Origin of the sequence: Bergeyella cardium (assembly GCF_009914665.1) — a bacterium.
Classification (GTDB): Bacteria; Bacteroidota; Bacteroidia; order Flavobacteriales; family Weeksellaceae; genus Bergeyella_A; species Bergeyella_A cardium.
The window spans coordinates 723,040-743,507 of the sequence record NZ_CP029149.1; the positions used below are offsets into that span (position 1 = coordinate 723,040).

A 20,468-nucleotide genomic window follows, 5' to 3' on the forward strand; every position below is an offset into this window, starting at 1 on the left:
GGCTTCACCATAAAATAATAATGATGAAATCTATTAGCATAAGGCAATATCAGGAAGAAGATTACCTTTGTTGGAATACTTTCGTAGCAGAGGCAAAGAATGCTACCTTCCTCTTTCATCGTGATTTTATGGAATATCACAAAGACAGATTCCAAGACTGCTCGCTAATGGTCTTTGAGGATAAAAAACCAATAGCCCTAATCCCCGCACACAGAAAGCAAGAGGGTTTTTATACCCACTGGGGGCTTACCTACGGTGGAATACTCACAAAACGAGATATCCGAACGCAACTTTTTACCAATATATTCACACATTTGCTACAATATTTAAAAGCTCAAGGTTTTAACAGGCTTTTCTGGAAAGAAATCCCCCATTTTTACAGCGATTGTGGGAATGATGAATGGAAATTTATGATGTATCGCCTCAATGCTCAACTGATAAGGAGATACCTAACCTCCACAATAGATTTAAGGAAAGGTTTTATACCCTCTAAAATCATCAAAAGGCATATTAATGATGCAAAAAAACAGGGCATCTCTATACAAAAGATGAATAACTACACCGCCTTTTGGAATGAAATCCTCTCCCCCGAGCTTATGCAAAATCATCATACCCAGCCTGTGCATTCCGCTGAAGAAATCAGCAAGCTGGCGAATCTGTTTCCCAAGAATATTGAGATGTATGGAGCCTTCCTCAACGGAAAATTAATTGCAGGAACGGTGCTCTTCATCAATAAAAGAACGGCGCATTCACAATACATCTGCGGGCTTAGAGAATACAGAAAAACAGGAGCGTTGGACTTGCTCTTCTCCGAGCTCATCACCGATATATATAAGGATTACGACTATTTTGATTTCGGTATTTCTAATGAACTGCACGAGGGCAAACTCAAAATAAATGACGGACTCCTGTTCTGGAAAGAAGGCTTCGGAGCAAGAAGCTACGCACAGGATTTCTATGAATTAGACCTTAGAAATACGCACCCAACAGAAAATATTTATCTATGATTCCTTACCTTGACTTAAAGAAAATCAACCACCCATACGAAGAAGCCATCCTTCAAAAGACCAAAGATTTGCTCCAGTCTGGCTGGTATATACTGGGTGAGGAAGTCTCTGCCTTTGAGGCTCAGTTTGCCCAATACTGCGGTAGCCTATTCGCCATAGGCACAGGCAATGGATTAGAGGCTTTGGAACTCATCTTTAAGGCTTATATACAGCTGGGCAGGCTCAATAAAGAAGATGAAATCCTCGTACCTGCCAATACCTATATTGCGAGTATTTTAAGTATTATCAATTCTGGCCTTAGCCCAAAACTCATAGACACCAATCTGGATAATTACAACTTTGAGCTCATTAACCTTCAAAAGAATATAAGCCCTGCTACCAAAGGGATACTAATGGTTCATCTCTACGGGCAGATTACAGATGCGGAGAACATCAGGCAATGGGCAAAAGAGCAAAACCTACTTCTGATAGAAGATGCCGCACAGGCGCACGGTGCCGAAGAAAATCAGCTAAAAGCAGGGAATATAGGAGATGCTGCGGGCTTTAGCTTCTACCCAGGTAAGAACCTCGGAGCACTCGGAGATGGTGGAGCGGTTACCACTTCTGATGAAGCACTTGCCACCTGCATAAAAGCCCTCAGGAATTATGGTTCTGAGAAGAAATACCAGCATAAATACAAAGGTTTCAATTCCCGATTGGATGAATGGCAAGCAGGTATTCTCAGCTTAAAGCTCAAAGATTTAGATAACGATAATGAAAAGCGAAGAAGCATCGCAAAACGGTACTTATCCGAAATAAAAAATCCCCAAATCTCTTTACCGAAATGGAACGGAAGTAAAAATCACATCTTCCACATCTTCGGGGTACGAGTGGCAGACAGAGCGAGCTTCCAAGATTATCTGCTGAGGCAAGGCATACAAACGCTCATCCACTATCCTACCCCACCCCACAAGCAGGAAGCGATGAAAGAATTTTCCCACCTCAGCTTACCCATATCCGAGCAAATCCACAGAGAAATCATCAGCATTCCCTGCCATCAAATGTTGAAAGAAGAAGAGGTAGATTACATCATTAAAGCCATCAACGACTACGAATGAGCAATCAACAGAACTTAAAAAAAATCATTACGAACATTACGACTTTCGGCAGTGTTCATATTTTCTCTTTGCTCATCAGCATCATCCGCTCAAAGCTCGCAACGCTATGGCTGGGGGCTCAGGGGGTGGGCTTTTTAGGATTACTCACCTCTACATTTAATCTTATCATCAGCTTAACGAATTGCGGACTGCCAGCCAGCACCGTAAGATATCTATCCGAGAATGAAAACCTCCAATCCGTAGAGCGAATCTCACTTATTCAAAAATTATCCATCATCATTGGGATAATAGGGGCGGTTCTCTGCTTTTTATTTTCTCATCAGCTCTCGATGATTACCTTTGATACCGCTGATTACCGCTGGGCTTTTCAGCTAATTTCCTTCTCGGTTGTAATGAAGCAGATCACCGAGATTTATACCTCCATCTTCCAAAGTAGAATGGAAGTGAAGAAGCTCGCTAATGCCAACCTCACTGCCAATATCATCGGTATTTTGATTACCCTACCTCTCTATTATTATTTTCATCTGAGGGGTGTGGTTTATAACCTCATCGCAGTAGGCATCGTAGAATTTATAGTATTTAGAATCGTCTTCCGAAGGTTAAAATTGAAAGATGATAAAACAGCTCTCCCTTTTAACAAAGCCAAAGATGCCAAAAAGATTTTAGGAAATGGCTTATATTTTAATCTCAGTAATGTACTGAATCTCCTGTCTGCTTATATTGTTCAGATATTCATCCGTAAGTTTGGAGGGCTGGAGCAGACGGGCTATTATATCTCTGGCTTTACGATACTAAATGTTTATGTAGCAATTTTTTTTACGGTAATGAGTCTGGATTATTTTCCTCGGGTTTCCAGAGCAAATGAAAATACCTGTGAACTCAATTCCGAAGTGAATAACCAACTCTATATCGGTACGCTTATACTCTCCCCTGTATTAATATTACTCCTGCTGATGGCTCCTGCCATTGTGGCTGTACTTTATGAAAAATCTTTTACAGATACGATATTATATGTACAGCTGGCTTTACTGGGCGTATTCTTTAAGCTATTTTCCTGGGTTACAGGCTTTGTAATTATAGGTAAAGGTAGCCGAAATCTCATCTTAAATAATGCCTTATTTTTTAATTCTCTATTCGTAGTCTCTCATATTTTAGGGTTTTATTTCTATGGTATAAAGGGAGTTGCTATAGCTTCCTGTTTGTATTATTTATGTCATCTTATAGGTAATTATTGGGTTACATACAGGGCTTTCGGACTAAAAATAAGTAGGCAAAACATCCGAGTATTTGTATTATCTTCACTAATGCTTATGGGTTGTGTAGCATTATATTTTAGTTTTAATTCTTTAATGAGCATCAGCAGTATCTCTTGTATTTTTATAGCCTGCAGCATCTGGTCGATAAGGAATTTCCTACAAATCATCCAAAAAAGAAAGTAGAATAATTTCTATAAAATGCTCATTAGCCCAAAACCTATAATATCAAACCTCAGCAGAAGCCTAAATATTTTAGTACTTTTGCCTTACTATCATTTTTCAGCGTGGGAAAATTAGACAATAAACTCAGGAGATTGGTTTTCTTAATCGGGAAAATCAACTGGTGGCAAACATTGCGAATTAACTTTAAGGCATTCGGTTTTTCAGATGCTTTAAAATTTCCCATTGTAGTATTCTATGGCTTTAAAATAAAAAAATTCAGCGGAGAAATTAAACTCAATATCCCGATAAAATTTGGAATATTGTCCTTCGGGCATCCCTATGAAATTTTCAGTCGGTCAAACAAAAGCGGCGAAGCATCTATACTCGGCACAATGGAAATCAATGGAAGTACCCAGTTTGGAGTTGATACCAAATTATATATAAACAAAGGAGGGCATTTAACTTTGGGGCATATCAATTCTTTTGGAAGTGAAAGCCAGATTATCTGCTTTAATAAGATTCACTTTGGCAATTGGGTGCAGTGCGGCTCTCACTGTATGTTTGTAGATACCAACTTCCATCCGCTAAAAAATGTAGCTACTCATCAGTCTATCACTATGAGCGGAAGCATTGAAATCGGAAGTTTTAATTATATCGGAATCCGAACTACCATTCGTATGGGCACGAAGACGGCTAAGCACACCCTCATTGCCTCAAATTCTTTATTAAATAAAGACTATACAAGCCTTGGTGAGCAAAATCTATTGGGTGGAATACCAGCAATAAAGCTCAAAGAAGGTATCATCAGAGATTGGGAAACTGAAATGACGGATTTAGAAAACTATCTGAAACTTTAAACCTTTCCAAAAAGGATAATATCAAACCGAGCAAAAGACGAATATTTCCTTACTTTTGCAAGGCTCAAATAAAGATTATGGCATTACTCACAAGGCTATCGGAGGCGTATATAGAGGCGGGGTGCGACGAGGTGGGCAGAGGCTGTCTCTGCGGTCCCGTAGTAGCTGCAGCCGTTATCCTGAAAGAAGGTTTCCAAAGCGATATCATCAATGATTCTAAGAAGCTCAGCGCTAAGCAACGGGCAGAATTAGACCTTTTCATCAGAGAAAACGCCCTTGATTACGCCATTACCGAACTCCCAGCCGAGTACATCGATAAGCACAACATCCTTAATGCCAGCATAGAGGCGATGCACCGCTCTCTGGACAAGCTCCACACCAGACCCGAGCTTATTTTAGTTGATGGCAATAGGTTCCACCCCTATCATTTCATTCCCCATCGGTGCATCGTGAAGGGAGATTCTAAATTGATGAGCATTGCCTGCGCATCTATCCTTGCCAAGAATTACAGGGACAACCTGATGATTCAGCTGCACGAGGAATTTCCCCAATATGGCTGGAATAAAAATATGGGCTACCCCACAAAAACCCATAGAGAAGCACTCAAAAAATATGGGGCAACACCGTATCACCGAAAATCTTTCAGATTAGACTATAACGACGAATAAATGATAATTGAAAGCAGTCAAAACGATAAAATAAAACGCCTCACACGGCTGAATACCGATAACCGATTTAGAAAAACAGCAGGCGTCTTCGTAGTAGAAGGCAAGCAGGAGAACGAGAGAGCCCTGACTTTCGGTTACGAAGCAGTGGAGTTCTTTATCTGCGAAGCCATCTACAAAAAGGAAGTTCCCCAAGGGAAGGTTTTCTTCGTATCGGACAAGCTCTATGATAAAATAGCGTACAGAGGCAGCTCGGAGGGGATTATCGGGATTTATAAAACGCCTGAGCATTCATTACACCACTTTCAACCGAAGGAAAATTCATCGGTTATCATCATCGAACGAATAGAAAAACCAGGGAACCTCGGTGCTGTTCTCAGAAGTTGCGAGGCTTTCGGTATAGATGCCCTTATTCTGGCAGATACACGGGCAGATTTCTATAACCCCAATGTGATTCGCTCGAGTGTAGGCTGCCTTTTCGGTATGAATATTTATCAAACCTCAAATGAGGAGTTGCACCATTTTCTTCTCAAGCATCAGTACAATATCTACACTACTTTTATGGATGAAACAGCGCTACCGCTCCCTTCTTTGGAGCTGAGCGGGAGGTCAGCATTGCTATTCGGTACGGAGCATTCGGGGCTGAGTGAATTCTGGCTGGGCAAAGGCAAAAATACCCTCATCCCAATGGCAGGGACTATTGATTCTCTTAATTTGAGCAATGCCGTAGCCATATCCTGCTATGAATTTCTAAGGCAAAGAGGGCGTTTTTAGACAGTCAACTGACATTCTGTCATTCCCATTCGGCTTTCCTTAAACATCAGTATTGTACTTCTTTAAACCGCTCAGCAGGCTTGCCCTTTTTCTGTGGCAATCTATTTGTGCAATGAAGCAGAAATTTTAATTCAAATGTGGAAAAAAGAAATACGATATAAAGCTTTGCTCTACCCTTTGGGAATGGTATTCCTGATGGGTGCAGGGTTTATTCTTCAATCTATAGGGGTATTCTCGTATTGCAGTGGAGCGCTTATTCCTCAGGCTTTAGATGGATTGCTGGGGATATTCACCAGCCCTTTTTTGCATAGTGGTTGGGAGCATCTGCTGGGCAATTCAATCCCGATAGCTGCACTGCTTTTCCTCCTCTTTCAGTTTTATTCAGAGGTTGCCTCTCGGGTGTTTTTCTCAGGTGGGCTCATTACGGGCGGTCTGGTATGGCTGATGCCTCCCATCATTTTCGGAGAGGAGCTGGTCTGCATCATCGGGGCGAGTGGTATTGTATATATGCTGGCATTCTTCCTCTTTTTCGGTGGGGTATTTCGCCGAGATGCGAGGCTACTTACCATCTCTCTACTGGTAGTTCTCTATTATGGAAGTATGATTTGGGGCATACTCCCTCAGGAGTGGTTTTCCAATGCGGAAGATGCAAGGCAAATCTCTTGGCAGTCTCACGCTGCAGGAGCTTTGGTGGGGAGCTCCCTCGCTTTCTTTTACAAAAACAAAGGCGAAAAGAAAAAGAAATTTATTTGGGAATTTCCGAATTATTATAGCGAGAAGGACGACAGGCTTTGGCAGGAATACATCCAAAAACACCCAGAAGATTTTTTAGAAATGCCCCATAAGGCAGAAGATGATATTTGGAAACATCTGGACGAGCTCCGAAAAAATTCAAGCTAAATACCAAAAGAAAAACCTGCTTCGGATAAATGAAGCAGGTTTTTTAATGCGTTGGGTCCTCTACTGAATGATGACCGTCTTTGCCGTTACAAACTCCTTTAATGCCAGCAGTGAAAGCTCCGTACCGTAGCCCGAGAGTTTCGTTCCCCCAAACGGAAAGCGCGGGTCTGAGCTGGTCATTCGGTTGATATTTACAGTACCCGATTCAAGGTTTTTGATGTAAAAATCTGCCCGCTCGAGGTTTGCTGTCCAGACCGAGTTAGACAGTCCGTATGGGATATCATTTGCCAAATCGAGGGCTTCATTATCGTCTTTTGCTCGGAGGACGATTCCCACAGGACCAAAGAGCTCTTCCTGCAAGATAGGATTGGCTCTTTCCACAGCGATGAGAGAAGGCTTAAAAGCAGTATCTGATATTCTTTCAAGGGGGAGGATAACCTCTGCACCGTGCTCTAAGGCTTTTTTGTATTGGTTTTCCAGCTCATCGGCGAGGTCAGCTCTCGCCATTCCGCTGAAAAGGGTATCCTTATTTAAAGGATTTCCTGGCTGATATTTTTTAAATTCAGATACAAGAAGGTCTAAAAACCCGGCATATACATTCTCTTGAATGATGAATCTTTTAGCTGCCACGCAAGTCTGGCCACAATTCTGCAGCCGTGCCCAAGCTCCCGTTTGGCTCGCTTTGTTTAAATCAGCATCATCTAAAATAATAAAAGCATCGCTGCCACCTAATTCCAAAAGAGATTTCTTGATATTCCTCCCTGCGAGGGCTGCTACTTCGGCGCCTGCTTTTTCGCTACCCGTAAGGCTCACCCCTTTTATAATGGGGCTTTCAAGGATTTGCCTCACTTCATTATGCCCGATTTCAAGGTTTTGAAATACGCCCTCTGGGAAGCCTGCTTCGAGGAGGATGTTTTCTATGGCTCTACCACTTTCAAAGCAAATGGAGGCGTGTTTCAGTACGGCGGTATTCCCCGAGAGGAGCGTGGGGGTAGCGAAGCGAAGCACCTGCCAGAAAGGGAAGTTCCAAGGCATCACGCCTAAAATAACCCCTTTGGGAACGAAATGCACCTCCGAAAGACTATACTCAGAGGCTATTTTCTCTGGTTTCAGACTGTTTTCTGCTATGGCGTAGTAGTCCATCATCAGGGCGCATTTCTGCACTTCTGCTATGGCTTGGGAGATGGGTTTATTCATCTCCTTGGTAATGATTTTCCCTAAATCTTCGGCTCTATTTTTTAAAATTTCAGATGCCCGAGCAATGAGTTTCTGCTTATCTTCAAAGGCTAGAAACCGCCATTGGTTAAAGGCCGTTTGTGCTTTATTGAGTTTTTCTTGTATTAAAGTTTCCATAATCTACTGGGTTTTAGGAGAGGCAAAAGTAAATATTATTTAAGCATTGCCACAATCTATTTTACAGCTATATGCAGTGATTTAATAAATTTTAAATCAGCCTTTAATAATAATATTATACAATTAAACCAGACAAGTGGAATTCTCTCTTTTAATTTGCAGAAACTATCGGAGGGAAAATTCAGCAATAATCGGCTGGTGGTCGGATAAATTTCTCGTCTTCGCAATATGACAAGACAGCGGTTCTATCCCCTCAGAACTGAAAATATAATCGATTTTTATGGGCATTATCACCTCTCGGAATGAAACGCCTATCCCTCGCCCTGCGGACTGAAACGCATCGGTAAGCCCACGAGAAATCGTATAATATTCGTAGGAATTGGGCACGGCATTCATATCCCCCGCCACGAGGAGCGGATAGGGCGAAGCCTTTATACTGCTTTGGAGGGCATCTGCCTGCCCCGCGTGCTCCTTAAAAGTAAATAGAAATTTTTCGAGGTAGCTGCCACTAATGTTTTCTGCCTGGCGCTCAGAATCGCTCAACTGAAAGGGTTCAAGGTAGTAATTCACCAGCCTGAGCCTCTGCCCGTGGCAATCTACATCTGCATAGATCGCCTTGCCAATATACCCGTGCCGAGAAATATTGAGAAGCCCCTCGGACTGTATGGGAAATTTGGAGAGGATAACGCAATAATCCGCCTGGTATTTAAATTTTAAATCTGAAAAATGATATTCCTTCTCACCTAAAAAACTCGCCTCTTGGAGGAAGATCAAATCAGGGTTTTCGGTATTAATGTATTCCGCAATTTCTTTCTCACCATAAAAACCATTATGCACATTGAAAGACATTACTTTTATATCCGACGATTGGTGAGATTTCGAGCTAAAATTTACCCATCTTTTGATGGGATTGATAAAGACAAAGCTCAGACACAAAAAGAACACAGCATACCTCCACCTGATGAAAATCCAGAGCGCACACAAAACGAAATAAACGACCAAAACCACAGGAAACACCAATGAAAAAAAGTTGAGCCAAGCATTTACTACTGGCGAAATATAGGCATTGAGCACCGTAGCTGATAAAACAAGAGCAGTAGAGATATGCCCCACCAACAAGAGCCTTCGCATAAGCAAAAATGTTTTTACTGATAAAACCTGTTGAGATGCTTGCCCCAAATCTTTGCAAGCAGGAAACCAACAAAGGCTCCTCCTATATGTGCAAAATGAGCGATATTAGACTCCGTGTCATTAATCCCCAAATAGACTGAGCCTAAAATAATCAGCGGGAAAAGATATTTTGCTTTTATTGGGAAAGGGATAAACATAAATATCAGTTTTGAATTGGGAAATAAAGCGGAAAAAGCAGCAACTACACCAAATATAGCCCCAGAAGCACCGAGCATCCTACTGACTAAACTATTCAGCAAGTAATACTCATTAGACCCTTTGGGATAGCCCGAAAATGTACCATCAGGAGCGTACAAATCTGCATTAGCAGAGACTTCCTGCACCTGCTCTATACTCATCTGCGAAGTAATCTGAAAAACCTCAAAGCCATAACATAAGTTATAAAGCAAAAAACCTCCCAGCCCACTCAGAAAATAGAGAATCACAAACCGCTTACCTCGCAGTACTTGCTCGAGCACAGGACCAAAACTCCAAAGAGTAAGCATATTGAAAACGATATGAGCAATACCTCCGTGCATAAACATATGCGTAACCACTTGCCAAGATCTGAAATTAGGCGAATAAGGGAAATAGGCAGGCAAAATAAGATACAAATAAGGCACAAAAAATGAGAGGACAAAGACCACCACATTGAGGATAATCAGATTTTTTGTAATCGGGGTGAGCGCTCCAAACATAATATCAAAGGTTTTTTTATAGGTTTTAAAACTTATTTTTGAGTTCCTCCAAAGGAACTTCTACGAAGCAGGGCTTCCCAGAAGGGGTATATTGTGGAAAGCCAAGTGCGATGAAGTCCTTCAAAACGGTTTCTATTTCATATTTATACAGGAAGTCAAATCTGGACTTTGAACCGAGCTTATTCCACTGCTCGTTGTAGAAATCCATAAACTGCTCCTCTGTTTTATATTCCAAAATTTCAAAAAGATTCTCAATGAAGCTCAGCGTTTGAGATTCTTTTAAACCTTCGGGTACGGCATTTATCCTCAAAACATTTTCCTGAGTAATCACCATATCAAAGCCAAGGTCTGGAAGATATTTCTTTATTGAACGGAATTTAGTTTTCTCTATTTCATTGAGATGATATTCTAATGAATACAGCAGTGGCTGGCTATTCGTATTCCTTTTCTTTGTTTTTGACTGCTCAGCAATGATAATGCTGTGCATCCTGCCTGGGTCTATCATCAGGGTTTTGCCGTCTCGGTTCATCAGCCAATAGCCATTGGGCAATCTCATAATATCATCGCTGAAATCATCATCTTCATCCTCAAAGAGGTTGATTTTAGAAGGTGCGGGAGCGGTATCTGAGGTGTAGAACTCGGTAAGGTTGGCAATTTCTCCCTTTGCAGGGCGGGCGTCTTCTGCAAACGGATTGAAATCTCTCGGCACACTTATACCAGTACTGTTTTGCCTGCTGCTCGTGCTCTTTGTTTGCAGCATCTCGGTATTTGCCTTTGAGGGTGTACCAAACATTTCATCAAAGCGCTGAATATCCTTATCAAAATCAAGGCTCGGAGCAATATTATAAATACCGAGTGATTTCTTTATCGTGGAACGAATCAACGCAAAAATAAGGTGCTCATCTTCAAATTTAATCTCAGTTTTCTGAGGGTGAATATTCACATCGAGCTTCTCTGGGTCTATATCCAGAAACAAAAAGAACGATGGGGCATATCCCTGCTGAAGCAAACCATCAAAAGCCTCTTGAACGGCTTTATTGAAATAGGGCGATTTAAAAAAACGATGATTAGCAAAGAAAAACTGTTCGCCTCTGGTCTTCTTAGCACCTTCGGGTTTGGCTACATATCCATAGAAATCTACCCATCCGAGCGACTCTTTTATCGGAACCAAAAGCGGCTGTAGCTTACGACCAAAAATCTCCACAATCCTCTGCATTTGGCTCCCTTTTCTAAGCCTGAAAACGGGTTCATCATTATGAAAAAGGTCAAATTCTATCTCAGGATGTGCCAATGCCACCCTTTGGAATTCATCTATAATATGCCTGAACTCTATAGTATTGCTTTTTAAAAATTTCCTACGGGCAGGAACATTGTAGAACAGATTTTTCACTAAAAAATTAGAGCCTTCCGCTGTTTGTATCGGCTCCTGAAACTCCAACTTCCCTCCTTCTATATAGATATTCGTACCTACGGGAGCCTCTTTCTGCTTTGTTTTGAGCTCTACCTGTGCTACAGCAGCAATAGACGCAAGTGCCTCTCCTCGGAAACCCTTTGTAGCAATTTTAAAAATATCTTCTGTGGTTCGGATTTTTGAAGTAGCATGCCTCTCAAAAGCCATTCGAGCATCTGTTTCAGACATCCCCAGACCATTATCCACCACTTGGATAAGGTTTTTCCCTGCCTCTCGAATGATGAGCTCTATCTTGGTAGCCTGAGCATCTATTGAGTTCTCGAGGAGCTCCTTTACAATAGATGCAGGCCTCTGCACCACCTCCCCAGCAGCGATCTGATTGGCAACAAAATCTGGTAAAAGCTGAATAATATCCGACATAATCCCTCTAAAATAAGACGACAAATTTAATGAAAGAAAAGAACAAGGCAAGTAGCTTATGGCTATTGGCCTCTAGCTGTGTGTAGTTAGTTTGATGTAGGTGCTCCCCACGCTGTGGGTGAATTCAAGTCTAATTCTTTACATTTGCAATATGGAAAAAGAAATGTTCTCAATTGTAAAAATACGATTTACAGACTGTGACCCTATTGGGCATCTCAACAATGTGAAATACCTAAAATATATGCAAGATGCAAGAGAAGACCATATAGAGGAGTTCTTCGGGTTTTCTTATGATGAGTATATAAAAAGAACGGGCTGTGCGTGGATTACCATTAAAAACCAAATTGCCTACCTGAAAGAAGTAAAAGCAAATACCAAAGTAAGAATCACCAGCCACACGGTAAATATAGACGAGAAAACCACAGTAGTAGAAATACTAATGACCAGCGAGGATAGAAAAACAACCCACGCTGTACTGTGGATTACCGCTATCTATTTCAATCTGAAAACAAGGAAAACGGAAGAACAACCAGAGGATTTAAAACACCTCTTCCACAATAGTTTCTTAGACCTCGGGAATATGAGCTTTGATGAAAGAGCAGAAGCACTAAGAAAAGAAAACAAAGCACAATAAAATGATACAGGACCTCCGAAAAAAAATACTCGTAACGGGTGGTAATGGACAGCTTGCCAACTGCATAAAAAAACTCACCGAACGCTACGAGACAGATTATCAATTTGAGTTTCTCTCCTCTGAGGAATTAGACATCACAGATGAAACCGCCGTAGAGGAATATTTTAATAATACAAAGCCAGACTTTTGTATTAATGCAGCAGCATATACCGCAGTAGATTTAGCCGAGTCCGAAGAAGAAAAAGCCTTTGCCATAAATGCCGAAGGGGTGCGCAACCTCGCAAAATCTGCTAAGAAAAACAATACCGTGCTCATCCATATCTCTACCGATTATGTGTTTAGTGGGGATACCGATATCTCCTATTCCGAGGACAACTTTACCGCTCCCATCGGGGTATATGGACTCTCCAAAAGAGCAGGCGAAGAAGCTGCATTAGAAGAAAACCCAAAGACCATTATCATCAGAACATCCTGGTTGTATTCAGAGTTTAATAAAAACTTTGTAAAAACAATGCTCTCCCTCTTTGAGACAAAAGATGAGCTCAATATCGTAGGCGACCAGTATGGGCAGCCGACCAATGCCAATGACCTCGCGGAAGCCATTATGAAGATAATAGAAACGCCTGCCCTTAGCTTTGGAATCTTCCATTTTTCTAATTATCCAGAGACTACCTGGTTTCTTTTCGCTAAGAAAATTGCAGAGCTTTCAAAATCTCATATCAAGCTCAATGCAATAAGCACAAGCGAATACCCTACCCCAGCCCAGCGCCCCGTAAGAAGTACAATGGCTCTGGACAAGATAGAACAGACCTACAAAATAGACCTCAAGCACTGGGAAAACAGCTTGGAAGAATGCATAGAAACCCTTACTAAAAACTAAACCTCGCTCTATGAAAATCTGTTTTGGGTTTATATTTTCGCTTATCTCCTGCGTTATTTATGCACAGGAAATCCATCTAAGCAATGCCTCAAAAACCAATGAGAATAATGACACTCGTCTCTACCGTATCTTAGCGGTAGATTCTTCTGCCACGGCTCTTGCTACAATTGAGATAAATGGCATTTTAGAAGACGAAACCCTCGCCTTTGAGAAGTTTTATAAAAAGGCAAAACTCGTAGGAGCCAATGCCTATACCTATACTCCTAATTTAGATTTGGACGGCAACCCAGTCCCCTCCCTTCACAAAGAAATAAAGCTCTATTACCAAGCTCATCCTGTGATAAGCTACAATCAGTTTTCGGTATTTAATTCATCTCGAGCGGTCAATATCATTATCAATGGAAAGAAAGTAGCACTTAGCCCCAGAACCTACCTCTGCCGAGAGATAAAACCCGAAGAAGACAACTATATCTCTACCAAAAAATTCTTGGGCAGCAGGCTGAATCTCCACTACAAAAAGGAGCAGCCCGCACTCTATTACCAAGTGCTTCCAGCGGGTATTCGCGCTGATAATTCCAATATCTCGGGAGGGCTTATTATAAAATCAGGAGACCTCATCTCCTTAGAAAAATCCTATGCCGATTTTCTTACCCTCTTCTATAGGGAAGTTTCCCCCTCCAATTAAGTAGGGGCATTGCCCCTTTTTTTAAGGCAATACCCCCTAAAATTGACCCTACAGGGTCTAAAGTTGACCCCACAAGGTCTAAAGTTGCCCCCACAGGGGGGGATGTTCCCCCTTCCAATTAGGGATAATGTTAGTTTGGAGGCTAAAAGCCAGAAGCTAATAGCTAAGAGTCGCCTATTAGGGAGTAGGACGATTAATTTGTAAGCTAAAAGCCAGAAGCCAATAGCTAATGGGTATCTTATTCTTGACCTCCATCTGTAATCGTCCAACCTTTATTATCTATAAGGGACTGTCTGTATTGTTTAGCTGAGGCTTTATATTTACGGTCTGAGGAGAGTGTAACATTCTTAGCGGTCTCTTTATTCTCAGCCCAACCTTTAAGGGTTTTGCCATAGTTCTCGCTAGACATTGCTGTATTTCTGAAAATATCTCTCATATCTGCTCCTTCCTTCTTTATTACCAAGCCTTCTAAACTTTGGTTAAATTTCGTTGCTCCATCAAACAACGAACCTATATAATGAGTATTGATTAGGTTCCATTTTTGGATATTGGGCACAGACTCTAGAGAAGTGCATCCGTTAAACATACTACTTACCGAAGTTACATTAGAGAAATTTGGGACATCTTGTGCTTCTATCTTAAGGCTTGAGCAGCCCATAAACATACCAGCTAAATTCCCTACCCATTTTCTTTTTCCCCAATGCTTGAGTACTTTGAACTGAGCTTTTTCCTCAGCAACAAGACCATCAATGCCATAGAAGAAAGCAAATTTTTCCTTCTTAGGGATAATAGAGATAACAAACCGCTTATTTGCATTTTTCATACCTAGTTCTATATACTCTGTATGTTGTCCCGTTTGGGTTACCTCTCCTTTTCCTGTTTCGCTCGGGTCATCTAGTCTTTTATAGGTATAAGAATACCCATCTCCATCGGTAGGTATAGGTATTTGACCGATAGCATTTGCTTCCCATACACCCGTTAGATGTTCATACCGTTCTTGTTGTTATCCAGAGCCAGAATCTTGGTCATCATTCCTTGAACAATTCACTGCTGTTACAGCCAGCACTACGGCTGAAACTGCTAATAAAAAATACTTTTTCATTATAAATTAGAATTAAATTGAGACCTACTCTTTTTATAAGGATTTTCGGCTTCGTCCTATAACTCTTTCAAAGTTACTAAATTATATTTTTATCAGTACATATTTCTTACTTTATATTGATTAAAATCATAAAAATACAGAACCCCCTCTTCGCCCACAAACTCTGAAGCTGCCGAACAAAAACTTTGAGACTATTGTATAAGCATCATTAAATCTTATTAATATCATTTCAAGCAAAGCCTCAATCTGCCGTTTTCCTGAAAGTAATTGCGTAGAAGCGATTGTCCCACAAGAAATGCGTTTGCCTGTCGGTTACGCTGTTAGGGATGCTGTTTTGGATTTCGGTAAGGTCAAAATGTGCATCTTTATACGCCTCTTTTGAGAAGACATTCTTTTGATATTGGTCGCGAATGAAATCTTGGGTTTCATCGGCAATCATCAGTAATGTATTGGGCTTAGCAACGCGGAGCATCTCATCAATCGCCCTTTGTTTATCGGAGAAGAAATTAATCCCTCCCACATGGAAAACAATATCAAAGCTATTATCATCGAAAGGTAAATCCTCAGCTGGGCAGTTTACCAAAGAGAGGTTGAGCTTATCTTTCCATACCTTTTGCGCTCGGCGGAGCATAGCCTCGGAGATGTCTATACCTACAAGCGATAATGTTTTGATATTGATATTTTGGGGCATATACTTGAAATCTTTCCCCGTTCCAATAGAGACATAGAGCACCGAAGCATTATCTTTCCACTCCAAAAGTTGCATCATTTTACGCCTCATTTCAGCAACGGAATTGCCGTATTTCAGCCAGCCAATCCACCGCTCTCCAAAGTCATAGAAAGGCGCAAGGCGGTTGTAGAACTTCATATACTTATCATTGTCTCCTTGCAGAAAATCAGGATTAAGGTATTTAAGGATCCCCCTCTCTTCTGAAATATAATTTGGATTAAGGTCTTTGCGAAGAAAAGGTATGAGCGGTTTTGGAATAAAATCTTGCATTGTTTATTTTTTAGAGACTATTATATACTTCTTGAAAGTTTAGGGAAATTAAGCTACTTATTCTCTATTCTCTCACAATCAAGCATAATCTCTGTAATATCATAAACACTAACATCTAAAATTTCAAACTTATTCTTAGGTTTATCAAAAATTACAAGATTAACGCCATTTTGATGTAATGAGCTTTTAAATTCTATACCATCGAACCCCATTGATTTAATTAGCTCTGATAGATATTGTGTTGGCAAATAATCTAACTCGCTATCACTTCTCCTTCTCGGTTTTGACAGTTCTTGCTCCAACTTATTAATAAAAGTATCATATTTTATTACATCTTCTAAAGCCTGTATTTTTTCTGCTCCTATAAGCTCAAAGATATCATAAGTTGAATGGCTCAAGTTTATTACTTTTATATCTTGTTTGAGTTCAAATTTACTTACAGAAACATAGTCAAACAAACTCGCTCTTACTTCATACAAAGTTGTTTCTAAATCTTTTGCTAAATATAAATATGAAATACCATTAGGATTTGCTCTACCACTCTTTGCTAATTCATTAGGAGGATTCCACATTTCTTTCTTATCATATCCTTTTTTATCACTAATTCTAGCACGATAATATATTTCTTTTTTATCTATTTTCTTTTGGAAAAATTGAAATAATTCGCGTAATCTATCCAAATCTAATTCATTTTCTAGATGAAATCTATTTTTACTTTTAATTTCCTCTGAAAATTTATCCCAAGAAAGAGTAAGTGATTGCTTCTCTTCTTCCTCATCTTGAAATTTTAATTTTACAGGATTATCTAGTAAATGTTGATAATCGCAAGTATAATATTTAATAATTTCAGAAATAAGTAGTTCAACTTTATTCTTAGCAATTAATTCTTGTGCAAAAATTTTATGATCAAAATAATCCGAAGTTATTTGTTTCCCTATTGATCTATCACCATTTTCATCAGTAACAAACAAGTCTAAAATGTCTGTAAAATAAAAATCTAACTTGGAAGCCTTATAAATATTAATATTCTGTGCTCCACAAAAATCACAATTTCCTATATTATTTTTACCTCTAATAATAGTTTTTATATATTGGTTTTCAAAACAATTTATACAGCAATTCATATTAAATTAATTTTAAAACCAAATCAATATGATTCATTAGGGAGAGTTTCTTTAATGTTCCTAATCCAGGAAAATGCTTTGTTTCATAATATTCTTTAAATATTGGGATAGCAATAGATTCATATTTTGTTTTCTTACACCAATCAATTAACTTTTTTAATGCTTCAGCAAATTTACCAGCAATATCAGAGGGGTCATCATTAGAATCAGAAACAAAATGTTTTATTTTTATTTTCTTTTTATTTTTATCTTCATAAGATAAATGGATTGCTACAGCATAGGGGAGAAAACCTGCTTCAGAGTATTCTTCACCAATAGAAAGATAATCAGAGAAACCAATAAATCCATCTTCCTTATAATAGCGATACTCTTCAGAAAAGTCACTTTCATCTATCTGTAAATAATCAGAATTTCTAGGCTGAGCATTAAAATAATCATTAAGTTCTACCCTAGTATTTTCTTTAAAATTTTGGTGATATCTTTTACTTGTTGCTGATAAATTTATAACATTATATCTAACTTTAAAATGTTCTTCATACAGAGCAAGAATATCTGAAATCCCATCAAGAATTGCATTATGTATAATAGTTAATTCAGGAATATAATCTTTGTATTTTTGTAAAAGAGCTATCAGTTCATGATGCCCTTGTTTGTTTTTATTATTAAAAATTATTCCTATTTGATAATTTTTACCTCCACTCATAAACTCTTTAATAGTATTAAAAATAGTATCCGTATCTGTAAATTGTCCAACTTGTGGATTTACAACAACTGTAAAATTAATATTATTTTCAATCAGTTCTCTTAGAGTAACTCCTAATGTTGATGAATTTTTTACAGGTTCTATTATAGGTGATACTTTATTTGAATTAAGCACTTTTCCTGTTATCAAATTTCTAATCCCAATTAGTTCAAACTTTTTGCCTCTTATATATGGTAAGTACATACACTTTTATTTTTTAAAAAATCATACAATTTATAATATTCTTGTTCATTAAAATCCAAAGAGTTACAGATATACTTCAATTCTCTTGGTGTTTTTGAAGATCTAAGTAAGCTAGGTTTTGATAACTTTCTTTCTTTAAGTTTATTTAAAACTTGCTTTTGAAAATCTACTATGTTTATATCCGCTAATAAATTATAACAAGTTCTAAAAATCTGAGTATTTGGAACATCAGGTACAAATCCAAAGTTCTCAGTAACTAAATCAATATATTCTTGCTTTCTTAAAATTTTAAAAATAGTATCAAAATTAAAGTAGGAAGTATTACTCTCTGCTTCTTTAATTATTTGTATCTTATGTTTTGCATCAAGTATAATGATACCAATACTTGAATCTGCATATTCAATTTCTAATTTCTTAGCACTATTTTCATCAGTTACAACACTGACTTCATCTGCAAATTTTTGGTAATCATTTATTTGTTTTGATAGTTTAGAAAAATCATCTAGTTCCGTTTTGATTTCATAAACTCGTACTGACCCATTTAACAGAACTAAATCAGCCTTTGAAGAGCCAATTTTTAATTCATTAAGTACCGATGTTACTCTTAGGCCATACTCACTAATTAATTTTAAAAATAAGTTATTTTTATAGATATATTCACATCTATACCTCTCCTGAAGATTTTTATATAATGATTTAATTACATCTAAATTAGTATCATAATTTCCTGTATTAAGATATTTTTTTATTTGCTTTTGGAATAATATAAAATCATCCTGTCTCACTATTTTTTGAAATATAGGAGGCGAGAATATTTGAGATAAGATTCTTAGGCTTGACACTTTATACTAATTTTCACTTTACAAAATTACTAATTTATATAAAACTCTATCTCCACTAAATAGCAAAAGAAATAAAACTTCTCCAAATAACTGTTTTCTGCATACAAAAGTATATTTTATGATTAATTTCATAAATAGAATATATTTAGAATTTTTCATCTTTTGTATAGTGAATAATACCTACTTTTACCGCCCAAAAAAATAAAATAGAATTTTTATGACCGAGAATATAAAAGAACCTACAAGAGCACAGGGCGTAATAATGTTTATCATATTGCTATTGGCATACATCTCATTTGCCTCTAACTGGCTTATCGGTTCCAGCCTCTCTGGGCAGATTACCCACCACTTCTTCGCTGGTAAAGCCGTATCTTCCGTAGTAACCGAAGTGGTAAATTACTCAATAACCATTGCGAGAATCTTTGCTAATTTCTTTGCTGCATATATTCTCATCAAACTGAGTCCCAAAAAAGCATCTATACTGGCGCTTTTCTTTTTGAGCTTTTCTTTCCTTGCGATTTTCTCGCCAAACTACTGGATATACATCGCTGCAAGAATGATAATGGCGCTCGGAGGTTCTATGATAATGGTATATATGAATACGGTGATCGCAAAGTTTATCCCTGCTGATAAGAAAATCATCACCAGTGCTCTTACAACGGGCTCGTATAATATGGGGGCGGTAATTGTGGGTGGCTCACTCTACTTCCTTACCGATTACCTCACTCATAATGACCACTGGCAGTATATAATGCTCGGTTTTAGCCTTCTAAGCTTAATCAGTTTTGCCCTCTGGCTGGCATTCAGTAAGGACTTTGAGCCTAATGCCAGCAACAGCTCTTCCGAAGCGATTGCAAAAGAATATACCTACTCCGATGCGCTGAAAGATAAATTTGTTTATCTTTTCTCTCTCGGTTTTGGAGGATTCCTCTTCCTCTATGTCATCTCCCTTGCGTCTCTCCCTTCAAAATTAGAGGCATTGAATTTTAACCCTGACTTCTCCAAGTCCATAATGCTGTTTATCATCCCTTCATCTGGGATTATGGGCACGCTCTTCAGTATGTATATGGGTAAAAAGAACTTCCCGAGAAAGCCTTACCTCATCATCCACGGCGTACTGATGATTAGCGCTATACTCTCTGGGATACTCGTTCTCCCAAGCTCTGTTTTGCTGTCTTATATCCTCTTTGGTTTTGCGGGTTTTGTAATGGCTTCCCAATATTCTGTATATCTCAATCTGCCGTATGAGCTCCCAGATATGAACCCACAAAAGATTACGATTATGTTCGGAGCTTTCTGGGCATTGGGCTATCTGGTATATACCCTCCTTAATTTTGTTTGGAGCTTAGTACTGGATCATTTCGGTTGGGATACCTCTCTGGCATTCTACATTCTCTTTAGTTGCCTCTATATTATTTGTATATTAACATTCCCAGAGACAAAACCGAATAAGAAAAAATAGTACATTTGTTCTCTCAAAATATC

20 protein-coding genes are annotated in these 20,468 nt (G+C 38.9%); 11 read left to right on the plus strand and 9 right to left on the minus strand.

All coding sequences use genetic code 11. The features are described from left to right. Positions 1 to 20 precede the first annotated feature (20 nt). The 7 genes from DBX24_RS03275 to DBX24_RS03305 all read left to right on the plus strand — a co-directional run bounded on the left by DBX24_RS03275 (position 21) and on the right by DBX24_RS03305 (position 6,718). Entirely contained in the window at positions 21 to 1,007 is a 987-nt protein-coding gene (locus DBX24_RS03275) for a GNAT family N-acetyltransferase (protein ID WP_160223976.1), read from the plus strand. After that, on the plus strand, positions 1,004 to 2,104 hold the full coding sequence (locus tag DBX24_RS03280; RefSeq protein WP_160223977.1) for a DegT/DnrJ/EryC1/StrS family aminotransferase: 1,101 nt from the start codon (positions 1,004 to 1,006) through the stop codon (positions 2,102 to 2,104). The genes DBX24_RS03275 and DBX24_RS03280 overlap by 4 nt, the downstream gene beginning before the upstream one ends. Further along, positions 2,101 to 3,543 (plus strand): oligosaccharide flippase family protein, encoded by a 1,443-nt coding sequence (locus DBX24_RS03285; protein ID WP_160223978.1) that lies wholly within the window; start codon positions 2,101 to 2,103, stop codon positions 3,541 to 3,543. The genes DBX24_RS03280 and DBX24_RS03285 overlap by 4 nt, the downstream gene beginning before the upstream one ends. A gap of 131 nt (positions 3,544 to 3,674) precedes the next feature. Beyond that, the gene (locus DBX24_RS03290) at positions 3,675 to 4,379 is read left to right on the plus strand and encodes an acyltransferase (RefSeq protein WP_160223979.1); all 705 of its coding nucleotides are present in this window, start codon (positions 3,675 to 3,677) and stop codon (positions 4,377 to 4,379) included. 77 nt (positions 4,380 to 4,456) lie between these two features. Beyond that, complete coding sequence (rnhB, locus tag DBX24_RS03295; RefSeq protein ID WP_120488395.1) at positions 4,457 to 5,047, plus strand: ribonuclease HII; 591 nt, start codon at positions 4,457 to 4,459, stop codon at positions 5,045 to 5,047. Next, complete coding sequence (locus tag DBX24_RS03300; protein WP_120488394.1) at positions 5,048 to 5,818, plus strand: TrmH family RNA methyltransferase; 771 nt, start codon at positions 5,048 to 5,050, stop codon at positions 5,816 to 5,818. Between the two features lie 135 nt (positions 5,819 to 5,953). Further along, positions 5,954 to 6,718 carry a rhomboid family intramembrane serine protease gene (locus tag DBX24_RS03305; RefSeq protein ID WP_160223980.1) on the plus strand — a complete coding sequence of 255 codons (765 nt, stop codon included), beginning with the start codon at positions 5,954 to 5,956 and terminating at the stop codon, positions 6,716 to 6,718. A gap of 60 nt (positions 6,719 to 6,778) precedes the next feature. Here DBX24_RS03305 and DBX24_RS03310 read toward each other — a convergent pair whose 3' ends face one another. From DBX24_RS03310 to mutL, 4 genes are all read right to left on the minus strand, one after another. Further along, positions 6,779 to 8,071: an aldehyde dehydrogenase family protein gene (locus tag DBX24_RS03310; RefSeq protein WP_185150755.1), complete on the minus strand. Its 1,293-nt coding sequence runs from the start codon at positions 8,069 to 8,071 to the stop codon at positions 6,779 to 6,781. A 165-nt stretch (positions 8,072 to 8,236) separates the two neighbouring features. Then, a complete protein-coding gene (locus tag DBX24_RS03315) occupies positions 8,237 to 9,202 on the minus strand; it encodes an endonuclease/exonuclease/phosphatase family protein (protein ID WP_160223981.1) in 966 nt (321 codons plus the stop codon). A gap of 14 nt (positions 9,203 to 9,216) precedes the next feature. Then, entirely contained in the window at positions 9,217 to 9,939 is a 723-nt protein-coding gene (locus tag DBX24_RS03320; protein WP_160223982.1) for a rhomboid family intramembrane serine protease, read from the minus strand. 25 nt (positions 9,940 to 9,964) lie between these two features. Then, positions 9,965 to 11,770 (minus strand): DNA mismatch repair endonuclease MutL, encoded by a 1,806-nt coding sequence (mutL, locus tag DBX24_RS03325; protein WP_160223983.1) that lies wholly within the window; start codon positions 11,768 to 11,770, stop codon positions 9,965 to 9,967. A 151-nt stretch (positions 11,771 to 11,921) separates the two neighbouring features. Here mutL and DBX24_RS03330 point away from each other — a divergent pair, with 151 nt between their 5' ends. From DBX24_RS03330 to DBX24_RS03340, 3 genes are read left to right on the plus strand one after another with little or no spacing between them, the layout of a single operon-like run. Then, the gene (locus tag DBX24_RS03330) at positions 11,922 to 12,404 is read left to right on the plus strand and encodes an acyl-CoA thioesterase (protein ID WP_120488389.1); all 483 of its coding nucleotides are present in this window, start codon (positions 11,922 to 11,924) and stop codon (positions 12,402 to 12,404) included. Between the two features lies 1 nt (position 12,405). Next, positions 12,406 to 13,284 (plus strand): dTDP-4-dehydrorhamnose reductase, encoded by an 879-nt coding sequence (gene rfbD / locus DBX24_RS03335; protein ID WP_160223984.1) that lies wholly within the window; start codon positions 12,406 to 12,408, stop codon positions 13,282 to 13,284. A 10-nt stretch (positions 13,285 to 13,294) separates the two neighbouring features. Beyond that, positions 13,295 to 13,969, plus strand: coding sequence for a hypothetical protein (locus tag DBX24_RS03340; protein ID WP_160223985.1), 675 nt, complete (start codon positions 13,295 to 13,297; stop codon positions 13,967 to 13,969). A gap of 238 nt (positions 13,970 to 14,207) precedes the next feature. Here the strand turns inward: DBX24_RS03340 and DBX24_RS03345 are convergent, their stop codons facing one another. The 5 genes from DBX24_RS03345 to DBX24_RS03365 form a co-directional block, all read right to left on the minus strand. Beyond that, complete coding sequence (locus tag DBX24_RS03345) at positions 14,208 to 14,792, minus strand: BspA family leucine-rich repeat surface protein (protein ID WP_160223986.1); 585 nt, start codon at positions 14,790 to 14,792, stop codon at positions 14,208 to 14,210. A gap of 520 nt (positions 14,793 to 15,312) precedes the next feature. After that, complete coding sequence (locus tag DBX24_RS03350) at positions 15,313 to 16,071, minus strand: class I SAM-dependent methyltransferase (protein WP_120488385.1); 759 nt, start codon at positions 16,069 to 16,071, stop codon at positions 15,313 to 15,315. Positions 16,072 to 16,124: 53 nt separating this feature from the next. Further along, positions 16,125 to 17,195 carry an RES family NAD+ phosphorylase gene (locus tag DBX24_RS03355; protein WP_120488384.1) on the minus strand — a complete coding sequence of 357 codons (1,071 nt, stop codon included), beginning with the start codon at positions 17,193 to 17,195 and terminating at the stop codon, positions 16,125 to 16,127. Between the two features lies 1 nt (position 17,196). Further along, positions 17,197 to 18,141: a sce7725 family protein gene (locus DBX24_RS03360; RefSeq protein WP_120488383.1), complete on the minus strand. Its 945-nt coding sequence runs from the start codon at positions 18,139 to 18,141 to the stop codon at positions 17,197 to 17,199. Beyond that, on the minus strand, positions 18,123 to 18,926 hold the full coding sequence (locus tag DBX24_RS03365) for a sce7726 family protein (protein WP_160223987.1): 804 nt from the start codon (positions 18,924 to 18,926) through the stop codon (positions 18,123 to 18,125). The genes DBX24_RS03360 and DBX24_RS03365 overlap by 19 nt, the downstream gene beginning before the upstream one ends. 274 nt (positions 18,927 to 19,200) lie before the next feature. On the opposite strand from DBX24_RS03365, the gene DBX24_RS03370 reads away from it, so the two are divergent. Further along, a complete protein-coding gene (locus tag DBX24_RS03370; protein ID WP_160223988.1) occupies positions 19,201 to 20,445 on the plus strand; it encodes an MFS transporter in 1,245 nt (414 codons plus the stop codon). The last annotated feature ends 23 nt before the right edge of the window (positions 20,446 to 20,468 follow it).

Coding starts and splice junctions, on each gene's coding strand:
- DBX24_RS03300 (WP_120488394.1), top strand. CDS start 5,048: ATGATAATTGAAAGCAGTCAAAACGATAAAATAAAACGCCTCACACGG.
- DBX24_RS03355 (WP_120488384.1), bottom strand. CDS start 17,195: ATGAATTGCTGTATAAATTGTTTTGAAAACCAATATATAAAAACTATT.
- DBX24_RS03340 (WP_160223985.1), top strand. CDS start 13,295: ATGAAAATCTGTTTTGGGTTTATATTTTCGCTTATCTCCTGCGTTATT.
- DBX24_RS03310 (WP_185150755.1), bottom strand. CDS start 8,071: ATGGAAACTTTAATACAAGAAAAACTCAATAAAGCACAAACGGCCTTT.
- DBX24_RS03285 (WP_160223978.1), top strand. CDS start 2,101: ATGAGCAATCAACAGAACTTAAAAAAAATCATTACGAACATTACGACT.
- DBX24_RS03280 (WP_160223977.1), top strand. CDS start 1,004: ATGATTCCTTACCTTGACTTAAAGAAAATCAACCACCCATACGAAGAA.
- DBX24_RS03320 (WP_160223982.1), bottom strand. CDS start 9,939: ATGTTTGGAGCGCTCACCCCGATTACAAAAAATCTGATTATCCTCAAT.
- DBX24_RS03305 (WP_160223980.1), top strand. CDS start 5,954: ATGTGGAAAAAAGAAATACGATATAAAGCTTTGCTCTACCCTTTGGGA.
- DBX24_RS03315 (WP_160223981.1), bottom strand. CDS start 9,202: ATGCGAAGGCTCTTGTTGGTGGGGCATATCTCTACTGCTCTTGTTTTA.
- DBX24_RS03330 (WP_120488389.1), top strand. CDS start 11,922: ATGGAAAAAGAAATGTTCTCAATTGTAAAAATACGATTTACAGACTGT.
- DBX24_RS03275 (WP_160223976.1), top strand. CDS start 21: ATGATGAAATCTATTAGCATAAGGCAATATCAGGAAGAAGATTACCTT.
- rnhB (WP_120488395.1), top strand. CDS start 4,457: ATGGCATTACTCACAAGGCTATCGGAGGCGTATATAGAGGCGGGGTGC.
- DBX24_RS03370 (WP_160223988.1), top strand. CDS start 19,201: ATGACCGAGAATATAAAAGAACCTACAAGAGCACAGGGCGTAATAATG.
- mutL (WP_160223983.1), bottom strand. CDS start 11,770: ATGTCGGATATTATTCAGCTTTTACCAGATTTTGTTGCCAATCAGATC.
- DBX24_RS03350 (WP_120488385.1), bottom strand. CDS start 16,071: ATGCAAGATTTTATTCCAAAACCGCTCATACCTTTTCTTCGCAAAGAC.
- DBX24_RS03345 (WP_160223986.1), bottom strand. CDS start 14,792: ATGAAAAATGCAAATAAGCGGTTTGTTATCTCTATTATCCCTAAGAAG.
- rfbD (WP_160223984.1), top strand. CDS start 12,406: ATGATACAGGACCTCCGAAAAAAAATACTCGTAACGGGTGGTAATGGA.
- DBX24_RS03360 (WP_120488383.1), bottom strand. CDS start 18,141: ATGTACTTACCATATATAAGAGGCAAAAAGTTTGAACTAATTGGGATT.